General features: G+C 55.9%; 12 protein-coding genes. 4 read left to right on the plus strand and 8 right to left on the minus strand.

Annotated elements, in window-relative coordinates; all coding sequences use genetic code 11:
- Positions 1 to 166: 166 nt before the first annotated feature.
- The 4 genes from VF639_RS24385 to mutL form a co-directional block, all read right to left on the minus strand.
- A complete protein-coding gene (locus VF639_RS24385) occupies positions 167 to 1,039 on the minus strand; it encodes a glycosyltransferase family protein (RefSeq protein WP_331148571.1) in 873 nt (290 codons plus the stop codon).
- Between the two features lie 148 nt (positions 1,040 to 1,187).
- On the minus strand, positions 1,188 to 2,072 hold the full coding sequence (locus tag VF639_RS24390) for a rhomboid family intramembrane serine protease (RefSeq protein WP_331148572.1): 885 nt from the start codon (positions 2,070 to 2,072) through the stop codon (positions 1,188 to 1,190).
- A 107-nt stretch (positions 2,073 to 2,179) separates the two neighbouring features.
- The gene (locus VF639_RS24395; RefSeq protein WP_331148573.1) at positions 2,180 to 2,977 is read right to left on the minus strand and encodes a rhomboid family intramembrane serine protease; all 798 of its coding nucleotides are present in this window, start codon (positions 2,975 to 2,977) and stop codon (positions 2,180 to 2,182) included.
- Positions 2,978 to 3,132: 155 nt separating this feature from the next.
- The gene (mutL, locus tag VF639_RS24400) at positions 3,133 to 5,172 is read right to left on the minus strand and encodes a DNA mismatch repair endonuclease MutL (RefSeq protein WP_331148574.1); all 2,040 of its coding nucleotides are present in this window, start codon (positions 5,170 to 5,172) and stop codon (positions 3,133 to 3,135) included.
- Between the two features lie 316 nt (positions 5,173 to 5,488).
- On the opposite strand from mutL, the gene VF639_RS24405 reads away from it, so the two are divergent.
- Positions 5,489 to 8,443 (plus strand): serine hydrolase domain-containing protein, encoded by a 2,955-nt coding sequence (locus VF639_RS24405; protein WP_331148575.1) that lies wholly within the window; start codon positions 5,489 to 5,491, stop codon positions 8,441 to 8,443.
- Positions 8,444 to 8,659: 216 nt separating this feature from the next.
- Positions 8,660 to 9,799 carry an N-acetyl-alpha-D-glucosaminyl L-malate synthase BshA gene (gene bshA, locus VF639_RS24410; protein ID WP_331148576.1) on the plus strand — a complete coding sequence of 380 codons (1,140 nt, stop codon included), beginning with the start codon at positions 8,660 to 8,662 and terminating at the stop codon, positions 9,797 to 9,799.
- Between the two features lie 97 nt (positions 9,800 to 9,896).
- Here the strand turns inward: bshA and VF639_RS24415 are convergent, their stop codons facing one another.
- The gene (locus VF639_RS24415; RefSeq protein WP_331148577.1) at positions 9,897 to 10,427 is read right to left on the minus strand and encodes a 5' nucleotidase, NT5C type; all 531 of its coding nucleotides are present in this window, start codon (positions 10,425 to 10,427) and stop codon (positions 9,897 to 9,899) included.
- Positions 10,428 to 10,645: 218 nt separating this feature from the next.
- Positions 10,646 to 11,182 carry a DUF7935 family protein gene (locus VF639_RS24420; RefSeq protein WP_331148578.1) on the minus strand — a complete coding sequence of 179 codons (537 nt, stop codon included), beginning with the start codon at positions 11,180 to 11,182 and terminating at the stop codon, positions 10,646 to 10,648.
- 289 nt (positions 11,183 to 11,471) lie between these two features.
- On the opposite strand from VF639_RS24420, the gene VF639_RS24425 reads away from it, so the two are divergent.
- Positions 11,472 to 11,822, plus strand: a complete 351-nt coding sequence (locus VF639_RS24425) for a HesB/IscA family protein (protein ID WP_331148579.1) — start codon at positions 11,472 to 11,474, stop codon at positions 11,820 to 11,822.
- A gap of 262 nt (positions 11,823 to 12,084) precedes the next feature.
- Here the strand turns inward: VF639_RS24425 and VF639_RS24430 are convergent, their stop codons facing one another.
- The gene (locus VF639_RS24430) at positions 12,085 to 12,441 is read right to left on the minus strand and encodes a hypothetical protein (protein ID WP_331148580.1); all 357 of its coding nucleotides are present in this window, start codon (positions 12,439 to 12,441) and stop codon (positions 12,085 to 12,087) included.
- Between the two features lie 98 nt (positions 12,442 to 12,539).
- Here VF639_RS24430 and VF639_RS24435 point away from each other — a divergent pair, with 98 nt between their 5' ends.
- Positions 12,540 to 14,735 carry a penicillin acylase family protein gene (locus VF639_RS24435; RefSeq protein ID WP_331148581.1) on the plus strand — a complete coding sequence of 732 codons (2,196 nt, stop codon included), beginning with the start codon at positions 12,540 to 12,542 and terminating at the stop codon, positions 14,733 to 14,735.
- A 153-nt stretch (positions 14,736 to 14,888) separates the two neighbouring features.
- Here VF639_RS24435 and VF639_RS24440 read toward each other — a convergent pair whose 3' ends face one another.
- Entirely contained in the window at positions 14,889 to 15,797 is a 909-nt protein-coding gene (locus VF639_RS24440; protein WP_331148582.1) for a 3',5'-cyclic-nucleotide phosphodiesterase, read from the minus strand.
- Positions 15,798 to 15,835: the final 38 nt, after the last annotated feature.

Consider the following 15,835-nt stretch of genomic DNA (forward strand, 5'->3'; position numbering starts at 1 on the left):
TAAACCATAAGCCACAGGAAGCGGCTTGCCCCTCTAAACCTACTACTTGTTTCTGCTTGCGCAGGCCCTTGTTCTCAAGCACCTTCTAAGCAGTAAGGCATTCCACCCCCCTTACGACCCCTTTGCCGCTGATCCGCTTGAGATGCGTTCAGAGCCTCACGCTGGTTTAAACTAACTGGTAGTTTCGATACTCGCCGATCCGGTAGCCGGTTAGGCGAAACACCACTTGCTTGAACCTGTCTTTCAGCCGGTAGCGGTTGCGGGTCATGTCGTGGTCGTAGCGCCAGTTTTGTTGGCGTACGCGCTCCTGCATCACGGCCGGGTGAGTGCCCCGAAAGTGTTGCAGCGAGTCGATTTCGCTGTAGTCGAATTCTTCGGCGGGTACTACGTGCTCGGCCATCCACTCGTCGGAGTGCCAGAGCTTGCCGAAGGTTTCCTGCTTGCGCTGCATGGCGGCGGGCGTTTTCACGTAGCCGTAGTGGTGCACGGTGGCGTCGAGGAGTTTCACGCGCAGCTTCAGGTTGCCGGTTTTGCGGAATCCTTGCGCATCGCGGTAGGAATGGATGCCCGCGCTGGGCCGCACCACCCGGATTTCGCGGCGGTACCAGCGGGGCGAGTCGCCGATGTAGTCGTAGCTGGCGTAAAAATGCCGGTAGTTTAGCAGCAGGCCCTCTACTTGCTTGTTGGCCTGCCAGCGTTCCATACCGGCCCGGATAGCAGGATAGTCGGCCTCGTGCAGTACTTCGTCGGCTTGCAGATAGATAGCCCAATCGGCATCGGCGGGCACGGCGGCCAGGGCTTTGTCGGTTTCCACGGCCAGGACCTTGCCGCCTTCGCGCAGGGTGTCGTCCCACACGGTTTCCAGAATGCGGATCTTGGGTGAGTTCAGGCTCTTGATCAGACCTAACGTATTGTCGCTGGAATTGCCCACGGCTACCACCACTTCGTCGCAGAGCGGAAGCAAGGAATTGATGCTTTCCAGCACCGGATAATCGTAGGTTACGGCGTTGCGAACAAAGGTGAAACCAACAACTTTCATAAGAGATATTGACAGTAAACGAGCCGGAGGCGTAACCTACCAAGGATTTACGACTTGGCAGACTATGCTCACCAGTTAAGGGGACGCCCGCCTCTGATTATCGAGCACAAAAAAGGCCAGGCAAAATGCCTGGCCGATCAAGATTCATTTACTTCTGACTAGCTCGGAAGAGCTTTTGCTTTTCGTCTTTGGAAAGGCTTTCGTAGCCGGAGCGCGAAATCTTATCCAGAATGGTATCGATGTCGTTTTGCTCGGGCTTGGGCATGGCGCCTTTCTTGGCAGCAGCGGTTGAGCTACCACCCCGATGCGTCACGCGCAGCCGCGGCCGGCCCGAAAGCAAGCCTCCAACCCAATCGCCAACGGCTTGCACGGGCGTGCCTAAGTCGCGGCCACGCTGCAACTGCTTCACATACAAGAAGCCGAGCAAGGCGCCACCAAGGTGGGCAATTTCGCCGCCCGCATTGCCTTTGTCGAGGCTGGCCAAAGACACTAATACCACTACGGCCGCAATGTATTTGATTTTGACCGGCCCGATGAGGATGACGCTAAAGGTATAGTCGGGCAGCAAGGTAGCGGCTCCCACAATGATGGCGACCACACTGGCCGAAGCCCCGTACAAAATAGAAGGTCGGCCTTGGAAAACAGGCAATAGATTGAAAGCCAGCAGGTACATCACTACGCCTGCCAACGCACCGAGGATGTAAAGGCTAACCAGCTTCCGGTCGCCGAGATACTCCCGCACCAAAGAGCCGAACCAATACAGGTTCAGCAGATTGAACAGGATGTGGAAGAACCCGATGTGGGTGAAGCTATACGTGAGCAGCGTCCAGGGGCGGGTGAGCAGGCGCATAGGCTCCGAGGGCACGGCAATCCATTCCAGCACCAGATTCTGGCGGCTGGAACCCGTGCTCACGAACATAACAGCACCGAACAGTATCAACACGACAAACACTATTGCATTAATCAGCAGCAGCTGATTAAGCGCGTTGTCGCGCCGACTGAAGGCCGTACGAATATCGTTGACAAAACTCATGAGGAGAGAAACTTAAGACAAAGAACTGGATTCCGGAAAGGGCACATGCGTAAACGTTATGTGCCGCCTAATCTTGGGTAGTTACCACCCAACGGCTGTCACTTCACTTAACCATAATGAGTGCCATTCCGTTGCCAGATTTTCAATACAATAAAGCCAATCAACATTCCACCCAAATGGGCAAAGTGCGCCACATTGTCGCCGGGCACGGGGTGTATGCCTTGGTACAACTCATAGGCCGTATAAAGCAGCACGAACAGCCACGCTTTGATAGGAAAAGGCAGCGGAAAAATGAAGAGCGTCTGCTGCGGAAACAAGTAGCCAAAAGCAAACAACACCCCAAACAACGCGCCCGAAGCGCCCAGCATACCGGCTACCGGACTGTTCAAGGCTTGGTCGTAAATGGCGTCTACCGCCTCAGTGGCCATAGCAACTAGCTTCTGGTCGTTGGGTGTCCGTTGTAGCTGCGCCGCAACTTGCTGGTAAGATTCGCCCGCGCCGGGCAGGTTTTCGCGAAAGAAATCGGCGAAAGCAATTCCGGAAGGCTCTTGGTGAAACGCTATGCGGTCCTCATTCATCTGGTGCAACTCGTAGTTGCGCACGCCTTCGTAAAGCACGCCCGCTCCAACGCCGCAAATCAGCCAATACGTCAGGAACCGTTTGGGCCCCCAGACGTCTTCCAAAGAAGCTCCAATGAAAACCAGGCCGAGCATGTTAGATATCAAATGCCCAATGCCACCGTGCAGGAACATGTAGGTCACGAACTGCCAAGGCTGAAAATAAGGAGAGCCAAACGGATACAAAGCCCCTAGCACAGTTATTTGAGCACCAAACTGACTTTGCAGAAAAAACACCAGCACATTAACGATGAGTAGGGTGCGGACAGTAGGAGTTATTCGGAACATGAATCGCTGATTTGCGCTGGTTGGTCTTGATTTCGTTGAATTTTCTTGCTTACGCTTAACTGGCAGATTTCGCCGATTAAGCCCGACGTAAGCTCACTGGAGAGGCAACCTCACCTGAGCTATACTTTCCAAACGAGTAGTTAGCCCGCAAGAAATCAGCGGGTGAAGAAGGCTTGTAGCTGGTTCATCTCTAGCATCACCAACGTCCGGCGGCCATCAGGAGTATAGCCGGGCACCTGGCAAGCAAAGAGCCGATCAACCAGAGCCGTCATTTCGGTGTCGGAGAGGCGGGCGGTGGCGGCGGTGGTGGCCACGCGGCGGGCCAGGGCGCGGGCCATCTGCTCGCGGCGTTCCAGCTTCACGGGGCCGGCGCTGTTGCGGAACTGCTCGATCAGGCTTTCCAGCAGCTCCTTTTCGTCGCGGGCGGGCACGTCGGCCGGAATACCTTCGACGGCAATGGTGTTCTTGCCGAAATCAGAGAAGCGGAACCCGAGGGCGCGCAACACGTCTTCCACTTCACGCAGCACGGCAAAGTCTTGCGGCGAGAAGGTGACGGTACGCGGAAACAACAACGTTTGCGACGTGCCAGTTTCGCGCTCCAGCTCCTGCGCGTACTGCTCGAAAAGAATTCGCTCCCGCGCCGCCGCCTGGTCAATCAGCATCAGCCCCGACTTAACGGGCACCAACAAATACTGCTGGTGCAACTGCAGCACCTTGCCGCCCAAGCTGGCGCTGCTCTCGCGCAAGGGCAGCTGCGGCACGGTAGGTACCGCAGCCGGCAACACAGCGGCCGGAGCCATTGGTGGATTAGGAGCAACTGGCTCGGGAGTTTCGGCGGCCGTTTGCGCGGCCGTAAGGGCCGAAGCCGACGGAACGGGTACCCCAATAGCCGTGGCCTCGCGCTCCACATCGGGCACATTGAGCTGGCTCAATGACTTGTAGAATTCTTCTAGCTCGCGCTTGGCTTGCTCGGTGGGCCGTGGTGGCACCTGGCGCTCATACCCTTCCGACGAGCGGTTGCTGCCGGTGCTACTGCCACTACGCGGCTCCCGCGGGGCTGGCTGCGCCGCCTGCGAGGCGGCCGACGCCAAGGCATCGGGCCGGAAGCTACCGGGGTCGAAGCTGCTTTTCTGGTCGCCAGTCAACCGCAAGGGTTGAATGGCCGCAAAATTCACGTCGCCCTCGAAATCCAAGGACGGCGCCATGTTGTGCAGGCCCAAGGATTGCTTCACGGCGGCGCGCACAATAGCGTACACCGTTTTCTCGTCCTCGAACTTGATTTCCGTTTTAGTCGGGTGCACGTTGATGTCGATGGACTTCGGGTCGAGGTCCAGAAACAGCACGTAGAACGGGTACGTGTCTTTGGGCAGCAAGCCCTCGTAGGCCGTCAGGACGGCGTGGTTGAGGTAGGCCGAGCGGATGAAGCGGTTGTTGACGAAGAAAAACTGGTCGCCGCGACTCTTCTTGGCCGACTCCGGCTTGCCGATAAACCCCCGAACGGTGATAAACGGCGTCACTTCTTCGCAAGCAGCCAGCTGCTCTTTGTAGCCGTTGCCGAGCAAGCTCACGATGCGCTGGCCTAGTTTGCCGGCCGGTAGGTTGAATACTTCGAGGTCGTTTTGAAACAGCGAAAATGTTATCTGCGGATTGGCCAGGGCAATGTGCTGAAACTCGTCGAGGATGTGCCGCATTTCCACGGCATTGCTCTTAAGGAAGTTGCGGCGGGCTGGCACGTTGAAGAACAGGTTCTTCACACTGATGCTGGTGCCGTCGGGGCAGGCTACGGGCTGCTGACTGGTAATCTGCGAGCCTTCTATGAGCAGCAGCGTGCCGGTTTCCTGGTCGCGGGGCTTGGTGCGCAGCTCCACTTGGGCCACGGCGGCAATACTCGCCAGCGCTTCGCCCCGGAAGCCAAGGGTGCGGATGCGGAACAAATCGTCGGTGGTCCGGATCTTGCTGGTCGCGTGGCGCTCGAGGCTCATGCGGGCATCGGTGGCGCTCATGCCGGCGCCGTTGTCTACTACCTGCACCAGCTGTTTGCCGGCGTCCTTGACGATGAGCTGAATTTGGGTGGCACCCGCGTCGACAGCGTTTTCGAGCAGTTCTTTTACCGCCGAGGCCGGGCGCTGCACCACCTCACCCGCCGCAATTTGGTTGGCCAGGTATTCGGGAAGCAGCTGAATTATGTCGGCCATGCCAGTGGAAGAAAATAGGTACGAAAGGTGAAAATGAACACGTTAGTCCGTGGAAAAATTGCATTACGGCGGTGCTTCCACATCCAGCCACCAAAATTTATCCGTAGATTTGCAATCAACATTCGTGTGTAAAGCGTTGTTCGGATACCCGAATTAAGCTTTTGGGAAGAGTTGAGGAATGGATGCCGCGGACCCGTCACGTCGACCGCCGGATACTCTGGTCCGCTTTCTTTCCAACACGGGTTTGGGCAAAAGTAGGGCGAATTCCGCTTGCTTTCAACCAGAGTGTATCACGCAAGAATTATCAAGGGAGCCGATGCTCAAGGATTTTCGGATTAGACTCTTCCTGTTGCTCCTGGCCGCGACGGGTCTACTCATTACATCGGCAGTGCCCTACGACGATGCCACACGGCCCCGGTCGGTAGCCGAGCAAAATTGGGTGGACAGCGTGTTCACCTCGCTCACGCCCGACCAACGGCTCGGCCAGTTGTTTATGGTGGCTGCTTACTCTAATAAAGACAAGCGCCACGTTCAGTCCATCGAAAACCTGATCCGCAACCAGAACATTGGCGGGTTGATGTTTTTGCAGGGCGGTCCGCGCCGGCAGGCCATTCTCACCAACCGCTACCAGGCTGCCGCCAAAGTGCCACTGCTGATTTCGCTCGACGCCGAGTGGGGCCTTGATATGCGTTTGGATTCGAGCATGCACTTCGCCAAGCAGATGACGCTCGGCGCCATGGACGACGACCAGTACGTGTATCAGATGGGCCGCGAAATCGCCCTGAAGATGAAGACGCTTGGCGTGCACATCAGCTTTTCGCCGGTGATGGACATCAATTCCAACCCCGACAATCCGGTTATCGGCAACCGCTCGTTCGGCGAAGAAAAAGAACAAGTAGCCAAGCGTGGAGTCCAATACCTGCGCGGCCTTCAGGACCACGGCATTATCGCCGTAGTGAAGCACTTCCCCGGCCATGGCGACACCGACGTGGATTCGCACGTGGCATTACCCGTCATCAACTCCGACCTGGCCCACCTGACCAACGTGGATCTGTATCCGTTTCAGCAGGCCATTCAATCGGGGGTGATGGGCGTGATGGTCGGCCACCTCTACATGCCGCTTTTCGATACGGTACGCTCGGTGAGTGCCACCGTTTCGCACAACCTCGTAACGGGGCTGCTGAAGGAAAAGATGGCCTACAAAGGGTTGGTGTTTACGGATGCGCTTAACATGAAAAGCGTGTCCAACCTCTACAAACCGGGTCAGTTGGACGCTTTGGCTCTGCTGGCCGGCAACGACGTGCTGCTCTTCTCGGAAGATGTACCGATAGCCCTAACCAAAATCAAGGAAGCCATTGCGGCGGGCAGCATCGCGCAGGAAGACGTAGACCAGCGGGTGCGCAAGATTCTGCGGGCCAAGTTTTGGGCGGGCCTCAACCGCATGCAGCCCATCGACGTGCCCAATCTGATGACCAACCTGAACCGGCCCCAAAGCCGCGCGGTGGCGCAGGAAATCTTCGAGCACGCCACCACCGTTGTTAAGAACCAAGACAACCTCCTCCCCTTCCTGCGCCTCGACACGCTGCGCATTGCCACCATCACGATTGGGGCCAACACGGGCAGCACCATCGGCGAGATTATGGGCAAGTACCAGAATGGCCCGGTGTATCCGATAGCCAACCGCTATGCCCCGGACACAACTTTTGCCCGCCTGCTGCCGCGCCTGACGCCCTACAATACGGTGGTGGTGACGCTGCATAACATGAACAACACGCCCACCCACAACTACGGTATCGGGGACGGGGCGCTGAAGTTTATCAAGCAGCTACAAGCTAATCCGAAGCTCAAAACGGTGGTGGTAGCCATGGGCAACGCCTACGCGCTGAAGTCTCTGGACAGTGCCCGCACGTTGGTTTGCGGCTACGAAGACACTTATCCGGCGCAGCTCGTGGTGCCGCAGATCCTGTTTGGAGCGTTGCCAGCTAAAGGCCGCCTGCCCGTAACCGTAACCCCCGAGCTGAAAGTTGGGACGGGCATCCCTACTCCTGACCTGCGCCGCCTGCGCTACGCCACGCCCGAAAGCGAGGGTCTCGACTCCAAGGTCCTGGCCCAAATCGACAACATTGCGCTGGAAACGGTAGCCTATGCCGCGGCCCCCGGCTGCCAGGTACTGGTGGCCAAGAATGGGGCTGTGGTGTTCGATAAAAGCTACGGCTACTGCACCTACGACAAGTCGCAGCCGGTGAACCAGAGCACTTTGTACGACCTGGCATCGGTGACGAAAGTAGCGGGCACTTTGCAGGCTATCATGTACCTCAAGGATCAGGGCAGTCTAAACCTGGACAGCAAAGTATCGTCGTATCTGCCGGAGCTCAAGCAGTCCAACAAAAAGGACATGACGGTGCGCGAAGTACTGCTGCACCAAGCGGGCTTGAAAGCGGGTATTCCTACCTGGGAGAAGACCATCACCAAAACCGGCCCGAAGCCTACGTTCTACGCCAGTACCAGTGCCATTGGCTTCCCGAACGAGGTAACGCCTTCCCTTTTCAGCGTCCAGACCGCCGAGGATTCGGTTTGGAACTGGGTGATGCGCTCCAGCCTATTGCCGAAGGTGAAGGGCAAGTATCCGGTGGAGTACAGTGACTTAAGCTTTATCATTCTGAAGCGGGTAGCCGAGAAGCTGCTGAACCAGCCGATTGAGAACTTCCTGGACAAGCAGTTCTACAAGCCGCTAGGCTTAGGCACCATGACGTACAACCCGCTGGCCAAGTTTCCGCAGTCGTGCATCGCGCCCACCGAAAACGACACGTATTTCCGCCGTACGCAGCTGCAAGGCACCGTACACGACCAAACGGCTGCTATGATTGGGGGCGTCGGTGGTCACGCGGGCTTGTTTGCCAATGCCAACGACTTGGCTGTTCTGATGGAGATGAACCTGCAGAACGGCCGGTACGGGGGGCGCAACTACTTTCAGGCGCCAGTTGTGACGGAGTTTGCGCGCAGCACGGTGGCGGGCAACCGACACGGCTTGGGCTGGGACCATGGCGACCCAAGCAAACCTGAAGGCCCAACGTCTAACCTGTCGCCGGCCAGCACCTTTGGGCACACCGGTTTCACGGGCACCTGCGTTTGGATGGACCCCGAAAACAAAATCCTCTACATCTTTCTTTCCAATCGGGTGTACCCGGACGCCGGCAACAACAAGCTGCGTCAGTACAACATCCGCACCCGTATTCACGACGTTATCTACAAGTCGCTGCTGAAATCATGATTTGTTGTTTGACGCTGCATTTATCCTGACCTGCAATTGGCGGTGAGGCATCCAACCGGATGGCTTGCCGCCTTTTCTGTTTTTTGCTGTCCTTGCTGGTGTTGGTTGTCATTCCAACGCAGGAGGAATCTGAGTACTTCGATTGATAATTTAATTCAGATTCCTCCTGCGTCGGAATGACAGTTCGCGCAAGCAAAGACAAACTCCCCTCTCCCCATGAACATAGGTATCGTTTGTTACCCCACCTTCGGCGGCTCCGGCGTCGTGGCAACTGAACTCGGCAAGGCGCTAGCTCTGAAAGGCCACCGCGTGCATTTTATCACCTACAGCCAACCCGTCCGCCTCGACTTCTTCAACGAGAACCTGTTCTACCACGAGGTGTACATTCCGCCGTACCCGCTGTTTCAGTTTCCGCCCTACGAGCTGGCGCTGGCCAGCAAAATGGTGGACATCGTGCAGAATGAAAAGCTGGATGTACTGCACGTGCACTACGCCATTCCGCACGCTTCGGCGGCCTACATGGCCAAGCAAATCCTGATAACCAAAGGCATCCGGGTACCCGTCATCACCACCCTGCACGGCACCGATATTACCTTAGTGGGCAAGGATGCCAGTTACGAGCCCGTGGTTACGTTCAGCATCAACCAGTCGGATGGCGTGACGGCCGTTTCGGCGGACTTGCGCAAGGAAACCTACGCCTACTTCGCCATCGAGAAGGACATTGTGGTGATACCTAATTTTATCAACCTGAATCGGTTCAAGAAGCAAGACAAATCCCACTTCAAGGCGGCCATTGCGCCCGAAGGCGAGAAGCTACTCATTCACACCTCCAACTTCCGCTCGGTGAAGCGTGTAGAAGACGTGGTGCAAATCTTTGATGGGGTACGCAAACAGGTACCTTCTAAGCTCCTGCTCGTGGGAGATGGACCAGACCGCCCCCGCATCGAAAAACTCTGCCGCGACTTAGGCTTAACCAGCAACGACGTGCGTTTCCTGGGCAAGCTAGAAGCCGTAGAGGAAGTACTAAGTGTATCAGACTTGTTTTTGATGCCTTCTGAGAAGGAAAGCTTCGGCCTGGCTGCTTTGGAAGCCATGTCCTGCGAAGTACCCGTCATTAGCACTAACGCCGGAGGCATACCAGAGCTAAACGAACACGGCATAACCGGTATGGTGAGCAACGTCGGCGACGTCGCCGATATGGTGAAAAACGCGCTGTATGTGCTCGAAGACGAGAACCTACCCCGCTTCAAAGCGGCTGCCCGTGCCCACGCCGAAACCTTTGCAACCGACAAAATAGTACCTCATTATGAGGCCTGCTACCAGCGCGCCATCGATGCGCAACTAGCAACCGTGTAAGCGAGAAGCTGATTGACGTTAATAAGCTAGGCAGCCCTTCTATTTCTCGGTTGAGAAATAGAAGGGCTGCCTAGCTTATTAAGATTAAGATCAAACCTTATAGAAACATCTCCCCTATTTCCTGCCAGCTGTGTACTCGCCGGTAACGGGTTTCGTGGGCATTGTGGGGCGCGTCGAAGAGCAAACCTTCGCCGCGGAAGCCGTCGAAGTTGAAGGCGTTGTCGTCGATGAGGAAGTCGGCGTTGATGATGCTTTTGTCGCCGCAGAACACGATGTTGCGCCAGGGGATGAAGTCGAAGTGCTGCTTGAGCCAGTTGTACTTGTCAATAAAGGAGTTAGGAAACTCCATGGCCGCGGTGGCAATAAACAGCTCATGGCGTTGGGCCATTTCGCGTAGCACCCGCTGGCTATCGGCAATGAGGGGCAGGTCTTTGAAAAAGCCTGGCCGGTTAGGATACTCGCGTAAGGCCGGCCGGTGTTCGGGCGCTATAATGTCGCGCATCTTTCGGCCGTGCAGTTGCTCCCGCGTGATGGTTATTTCGAAATCTGTGCCGTACCATTCTTGAAACCGGGAGATGGAGTCGGCTATTACCTCGTCCATGTCTACGGCAATGCGTGCTTTGTTCATACCCTGTATTTAGAGGCTACACAACTAGGCACAGGCTCTGTCATTCCGACGCAGGAGGAATCTGAGTTAGCTCGTTGAACAATCAGACTCAGATCCCTCCTGCGTCGGAATGACAGTTCCGATTGGCGCTTAGTGATGAATAGCTAAAGTAAAGTTTAACACTTGAGAGTTGATGACCCGCACCTTTATCTAACTACCTATAAGTTAAATATTTGCATTTAAAACAGACCGGCGGCCTCGCGCTTCACGGCATTCAGGGCCCGTTCGGTGGGGTCTGCTTCCTCGTTTATCAGGGTTTCGAGCACGCGCTTAGCCAGCTCGGTGCCACGGGCCTGCTGAGGCTGCGCCAGACTTTGGTACGACTTATTGATGACAGTGAGGATGTGTTCTTTGGCACTCTTCACCTCGGCCCAGGTGTCGGGGCTCATGTAGAGCTGCTGTGAAAGGTTGTGCTCATATTCGGCGCGGATTTCCTGTAGCAGCAGGCGGTAGTAATCGGGGGCCGATTGGCCGGCGCTGCCCAAGCGAATCAGGATGTTGTTGGGCGTGATGCGCTCTAGCAGCAGCGTGACGCGCTCCAGGGCTTGCAGGCGCAGCGGCAACGTGGTTTTGGTGGCTTCGAGCCGCAGCTCAATCAGGCGCCGCTGCTGCTCTTTCTCCAGATACTGCTGAATAAGGTAGAAAATGGCTCCGGCTACGATGAGTGCTGGCAGGATAATTTTGAGCAGGTCGAAGAGGTAAGCAGTGGTATCCATTAGAAAATTAATACAAACCAGAAGGTAGCACAACCGAAGTGCACTGAAGCTACGTCGGGGCGCGGCGGATAGTTGAACGCCGAAAACAGTTATTTCACGCTAAAGTGGTGCTTCTACACGTTCCCACAAGTTTTCGGCCGGGCAAAGATACACTGTGAACCGCAGGCAGCATTATGCTGTTGTAGCAATGGAAGTCCCCGCGTGGGTAGCAGTATTTCGGGAAGCTTATCCGCTCTATACTGCACGACTTCGTATCTTTGCCGACATACTTCCTTAAAACGAACATACTATGGCCACCGCCGTTGCTAAGCTTGCTCCTATCAACCTCACGTCCCGCGCCCTGGAAGAGGTTCGTAATATCTTGCGCGAAAAGAATGTGCCTGCTGAGTACGGTCTGCGCGTAGGCGTACAGGGCGGCGGCTGCTCGGGCATGAGCTATCTGCTCGGCTTCGACAAAGCCAAAGACCAGGATGAAACCTTCGACCTCGATGGCGTATTACTCATCATGGATAAGAAACACGCCATGTACGTGATGGGCATGGAGGTTGACTTTCAGGATGGCCTTAACGCCCGTGGCTTCGTTTTCAATAACCCACAGGCCAAAAGCACCTGCGGCTGCGGCTCGTCGTTTTCGTCCTAAGTCACAGATTTGCTTGACTGACGCACTGATTCAGCTCACTTTATAGATGCAACAAAAGCCTTGGCCTTACAGTCAGGGCTTTTGTTTTTTGATGGCCTTATATGCTTTTACTTTCAACTTAAGATCTATTTAAGCAGGTAAGCGCTGTCATTCCGACATTCCGCGCCTCAAGCGGAGAGAGGAATCTGGCTTAGTCCGTTGAACGACTTGACTCAGATTCCTCTCTCCGCTTGAGGCGCGGAATGTCGGAATGACAATGCGCCTACTCATCCAAATAGCCGCTTAGTAGTGCTATTACAGCCGCAGGATCTTCCACTTCCACAATTAGTTGGTTGTACTCATCGTGCGTTACATCAATTATGACGGCCTTTTCGGTGTTGTGCACATCCCAAAAGATTCGCTTGTCAGCTTCGTAGAAAGTTCCGGCCGTTATCAGGCCCGGAATGTGCGTGCCGGGCGCCTTGAAGCCATGCCACCAGCCTTTTAGCGCTTCTGCATCTTGGCGGGCGCTAAGGATATGTTTCAGCGGAATTTGAATTTGACTTTTGAAGGCCCACAGCTTGTGCAGTCCTTTAACTTCGAACACAGCATTGTCGCCTTCTGTGGTTACTTCGACCATTCTGCTTTTATGTATTAAAGGGATAAAGGATATTGCTGGTAAGTTAGCGGTTCGCGGTTCACGCGGCCTTGCAAAGTTTCTTCTTACCCATTTGCCTGATGCGTTACCTTCTTGCTCTCGGTGTCTTTTTGTCTGCCTATGGGGCAGAAGCCCAAGCTTTTACGCCAACTGAAATAGCCCGTTGGCAACAGCAAGCCAAGCAAGTAAGCATCGTCCGCGACAAGTGGGGCGTGCCGCACATTTACGGCAAGACCGATGCCGATGCCGTTTTTGGCCTCCTCTACGCGCAATGTGAGGATGATTTTGCCCGGGTCGAAGACAACTACATCACCTCTATTGGTCGGCTGGCCGAGGTGGAAGGCGAAGCGGCTATCTACGACGACTTGCGCGCCCGCCTGTTCATGGACAGCACCCAAGCCATTGCCATTTATAAAAAAAGCCCGGTTTGGATGAAGCAGTTGCTGGACGCTTTTGCCGACGGCACCAACTACTACCTCCACACCCACCCTACGGTGCAGCCCAAGCTGTTGCGCCGCTTCCAGCCCTGGATGCCGCTCATGTTCAGCGAAGGCAGCATTGGCGGCAATATCAGCGTGGTATCGGTGGAGCGGCTGAAGGCGTTTTACAGCCAGAAGAAGTCGTCTTCGTGGTTGCGTAACGACTTGGAGAAGCTGGACCGGGAGCCGGTGGGCTCGAATGGCTTTGCCGTAGCGCCAACCAAAAGCGCCAGTGGTCATGCCTTACTGCTCATCAACCCGCATACTTCGTTTTACTTCCGACCGGAGGTGCAAGTGACCAGCGAAGCCGGCCTGAATGCCTACGGCGCCGTGACGTGGGGGCAGTTTTTCGTGTACCAGGGCTTCAACGCCAACTGCGGCTGGATGCACACCTCCAGCAACGCCGACTCCATGGATGAATACCTGGAGACCATCGAAAAGAAAGACGGCAAGTTTTACTACCGCTACGGCCCAAAGCAGCGGCCCGTGCAAGTGGCTACCGTTTCAATTCCTTATAAGAAGGATGGCAAGATCGTCCGCAAGGAATTTACCACCTTCCGCACCCACCACGGCCCGGTTGTAGGCCAGCAAGCCGACAATAAATGGGTGACCGTGCGCATGATGGATACGCCGCTGGAAGCGCTGGAACAGTCGTACTTACGCACCAAAGCCACCGACTACGCCAGCTTCAAAAAGGTAATGGCGCTGAACGGCAACGCTTCCAACAACACGGTATTTGCTGATAGCAAAGGCACTATTGCCTATTGGCACGGCAACTTCATGCCCAAGCGCGACCCGCAGTTTGATTGGAGCCAACCCGTAGATGGCAGCAACCCCAAAACCGAGTGGCAGGGCCTGCATAAAGTAGAGGACCTGGTGCAAGTGATGAACCCGGCCAGCGGCTGGATCCAGAATTGCAACTCCACGCCCTTCACCGTATCGGGCCCGAGCAGCCCGGTTAAAACTAAGTACCCAACCTACATGGCCCCCGACGCCGAAAACTACCGGGGCATCAACGCGGTGCGGGTGCTTGGCCGTAAGTCCGTTTTCACGCTCGACACGTTGATTGCCGCGGCCAAAGACCCGTACCTAGCAGCTTTCGAAGAACTGATTCCGGCCTTGGCCAAAGACTTTCAGTTTGTTGCTGATGGCGCCAATCCGCCCCAAGGGGAAATAGTAGACGCCATGAAGCTGCTGAGCACCTGGGACAAGCGCTACAGCAAAGCGTCTGTGGCGCAAACGGTAGCCACCTATTGGGGCGAGAAAATTCAGCGCCTGGCCCGCACCCGCGTAGCCGCTGGTCAGCCCCTCGACTACCTCAGCCTCGTGGCTTTCACTGTAACCAAAACCACCCCGCAGGAAAAAGTAGTGGCCCTGCAAGAGACCCTCGACGACCTCACCCGAGACTTCGGCACCTGGAAAACGCCTTGGGGCGAAGTGAACCGCTTCCAACGCCTCACCGGCAACAGTCAGGAAACCTACGACGACCAGAAACCGAGCTTGCCCGTTGCCTTCACATCCTCGGCCTGGGGCTCGTTGGCAGCCTTCGGCTCGAAGACGTATCCGGGCACCAAAAAGCGCTATGGCTACGTGGGCAACAGCTTTATTGCGGTGGTAGAATTCGGCCCGCGCATCAAGGCCCGCTCGGTGCTGGCTGGCGGCAACAACAACCAGCCCTCCTCCCCTCACTTCACCGATCAGGCCGCCCTGTACGTGGAGGAGAACTTCAAAGACGTGCTGTTCTACCCCGAAGACGTGAAGAAAAATGCGGAACGCACGTACTCGCCGGGGCAGTAGTGGTACATTACAGCTTGCTGAACAATGTAGAGACGCGACACTTGGCTATGCCGACCTTCGGTTCGCGTCTCGTCGTTGAACGACTCGGCTAGAACAAGCCAGATTAAACAACGTCAGCAACCAGGAGACGCGACGTGTCGCGTCTCTACATTGTTAAAACTCCAGCCGCTGCCCTTGCTCCGGGAAGATCAGCTTCACTTGCAGTTTATTGCCTGCTGCTAGCTGCTTTTTGATAGCCGCTTCATTCGCGGCCGTAGGTTTCAGGTGCGTGACTACGACAGGTAAGCCGCGCAACGCGTCGGTACCGGTTAGTTGACTGAGCGAGGTTAGCTCTTGCAGCAGGCGGGCCGGCGTGAGGTGGCCGAACAGTTGGTTTTCGGGCTGTTCATTTGGGTAAGAGGCTTCAATGAAGATGGCTTTGAGTTTGTGGGCAACCACCAGCGGTTTGATAGCCTGCCACAAGTCGCGCAGGTTGTGGGTTTTCTCTAGCTCATCGGCCCCCGTATCGCCTAAATACAGCAGGTAGGAATCTTGGCTCTTTAGCAGAAAAGCGGCGCTTTGGTAAGGGGCGGCGTGGCTCAAAGGAAAAGCCTGCACCCGCAGCGCAGTGTGCTCGATGGTTGTTTCCTGCCGGGGCATCAGCTCACGCAACTGGTACTTGCGGAGCGCCGGCGACTTGCCGCCACTCCCGAAGTTAGGCCAGGCTTGCCAGTTGAAGTAGTCGCGCTGTATAATCGTCAGGCACTCGGGCAGGCCGTAGATGGTTTTGGGCGCATCGTCGGGGGCGTTGAGGAGCAGGCCGGCTACGTGGTCGAGGTGGGCGTGCGAGAGTAAGTAGGCCTTGATGTAGCTGCGCAATACCGTGTCGGCTTGCACGGCAAACACCTTGTTGGCAATGGCTTTCTCGATGCCTTGGTGTAAGCTTCCGGCATCGAGGCAAACGTAGGAAGTACTGCCGACCGGCGCCACCAGATAAGCAGACAGGTTGCCTTCCTCAATGCCTCCTTTCACCCCGAGTGGCACCACCGTGAAAGCCGGTTGCTGCGCACGTTGAGCTAGCACCCGACAATTAAAAAGTAGCAGAACTAATAAAATCCAGA

The sequence above is a fragment of the Hymenobacter sp. genome, assembly GCF_036387835.1.
Taxonomy (GTDB): domain Bacteria; phylum Bacteroidota; class Bacteroidia; order Cytophagales; family Hymenobacteraceae; genus Hymenobacter.

What these genes read in the sequence shown, in the direction of transcription:
- VF639_RS24415 (WP_331148577.1), bottom strand. Translation starts at nt 10,427, where the DNA reads ATGAACAAAGCACGCATTGCCGTAGACATGGACGAGGTAATAGCCGAC.
- VF639_RS24390 (WP_331148572.1), bottom strand. Translation starts at nt 2,072, where the DNA reads ATGAGTTTTGTCAACGATATTCGTACGGCCTTCAGTCGGCGCGACAAC.
- VF639_RS24425 (WP_331148579.1), top strand. Translation starts at nt 11,472, where the DNA reads ATGGCCACCGCCGTTGCTAAGCTTGCTCCTATCAACCTCACGTCCCGC.
- VF639_RS24395 (WP_331148573.1), bottom strand. Translation starts at nt 2,977, where the DNA reads ATGTTCCGAATAACTCCTACTGTCCGCACCCTACTCATCGTTAATGTG.
- VF639_RS24385 (WP_331148571.1), bottom strand. Translation starts at nt 1,039, where the DNA reads ATGAAAGTTGTTGGTTTCACCTTTGTTCGCAACGCCGTAACCTACGAT.
- VF639_RS24435 (WP_331148581.1), top strand. Translation starts at nt 12,540, where the DNA reads ATGCGTTACCTTCTTGCTCTCGGTGTCTTTTTGTCTGCCTATGGGGCA.
- VF639_RS24430 (WP_331148580.1), bottom strand. Translation starts at nt 12,441, where the DNA reads ATGGTCGAAGTAACCACAGAAGGCGACAATGCTGTGTTCGAAGTTAAA.
- VF639_RS24420 (WP_331148578.1), bottom strand. Translation starts at nt 11,182, where the DNA reads ATGGATACCACTGCTTACCTCTTCGACCTGCTCAAAATTATCCTGCCA.
- VF639_RS24405 (WP_331148575.1), top strand. Translation starts at nt 5,489, where the DNA reads ATGCTCAAGGATTTTCGGATTAGACTCTTCCTGTTGCTCCTGGCCGCG.
- mutL (WP_331148574.1), bottom strand. Translation starts at nt 5,172, where the DNA reads ATGGCCGACATAATTCAGCTGCTTCCCGAATACCTGGCCAACCAAATT.
- bshA (WP_331148576.1), top strand. Translation starts at nt 8,660, where the DNA reads ATGAACATAGGTATCGTTTGTTACCCCACCTTCGGCGGCTCCGGCGTC.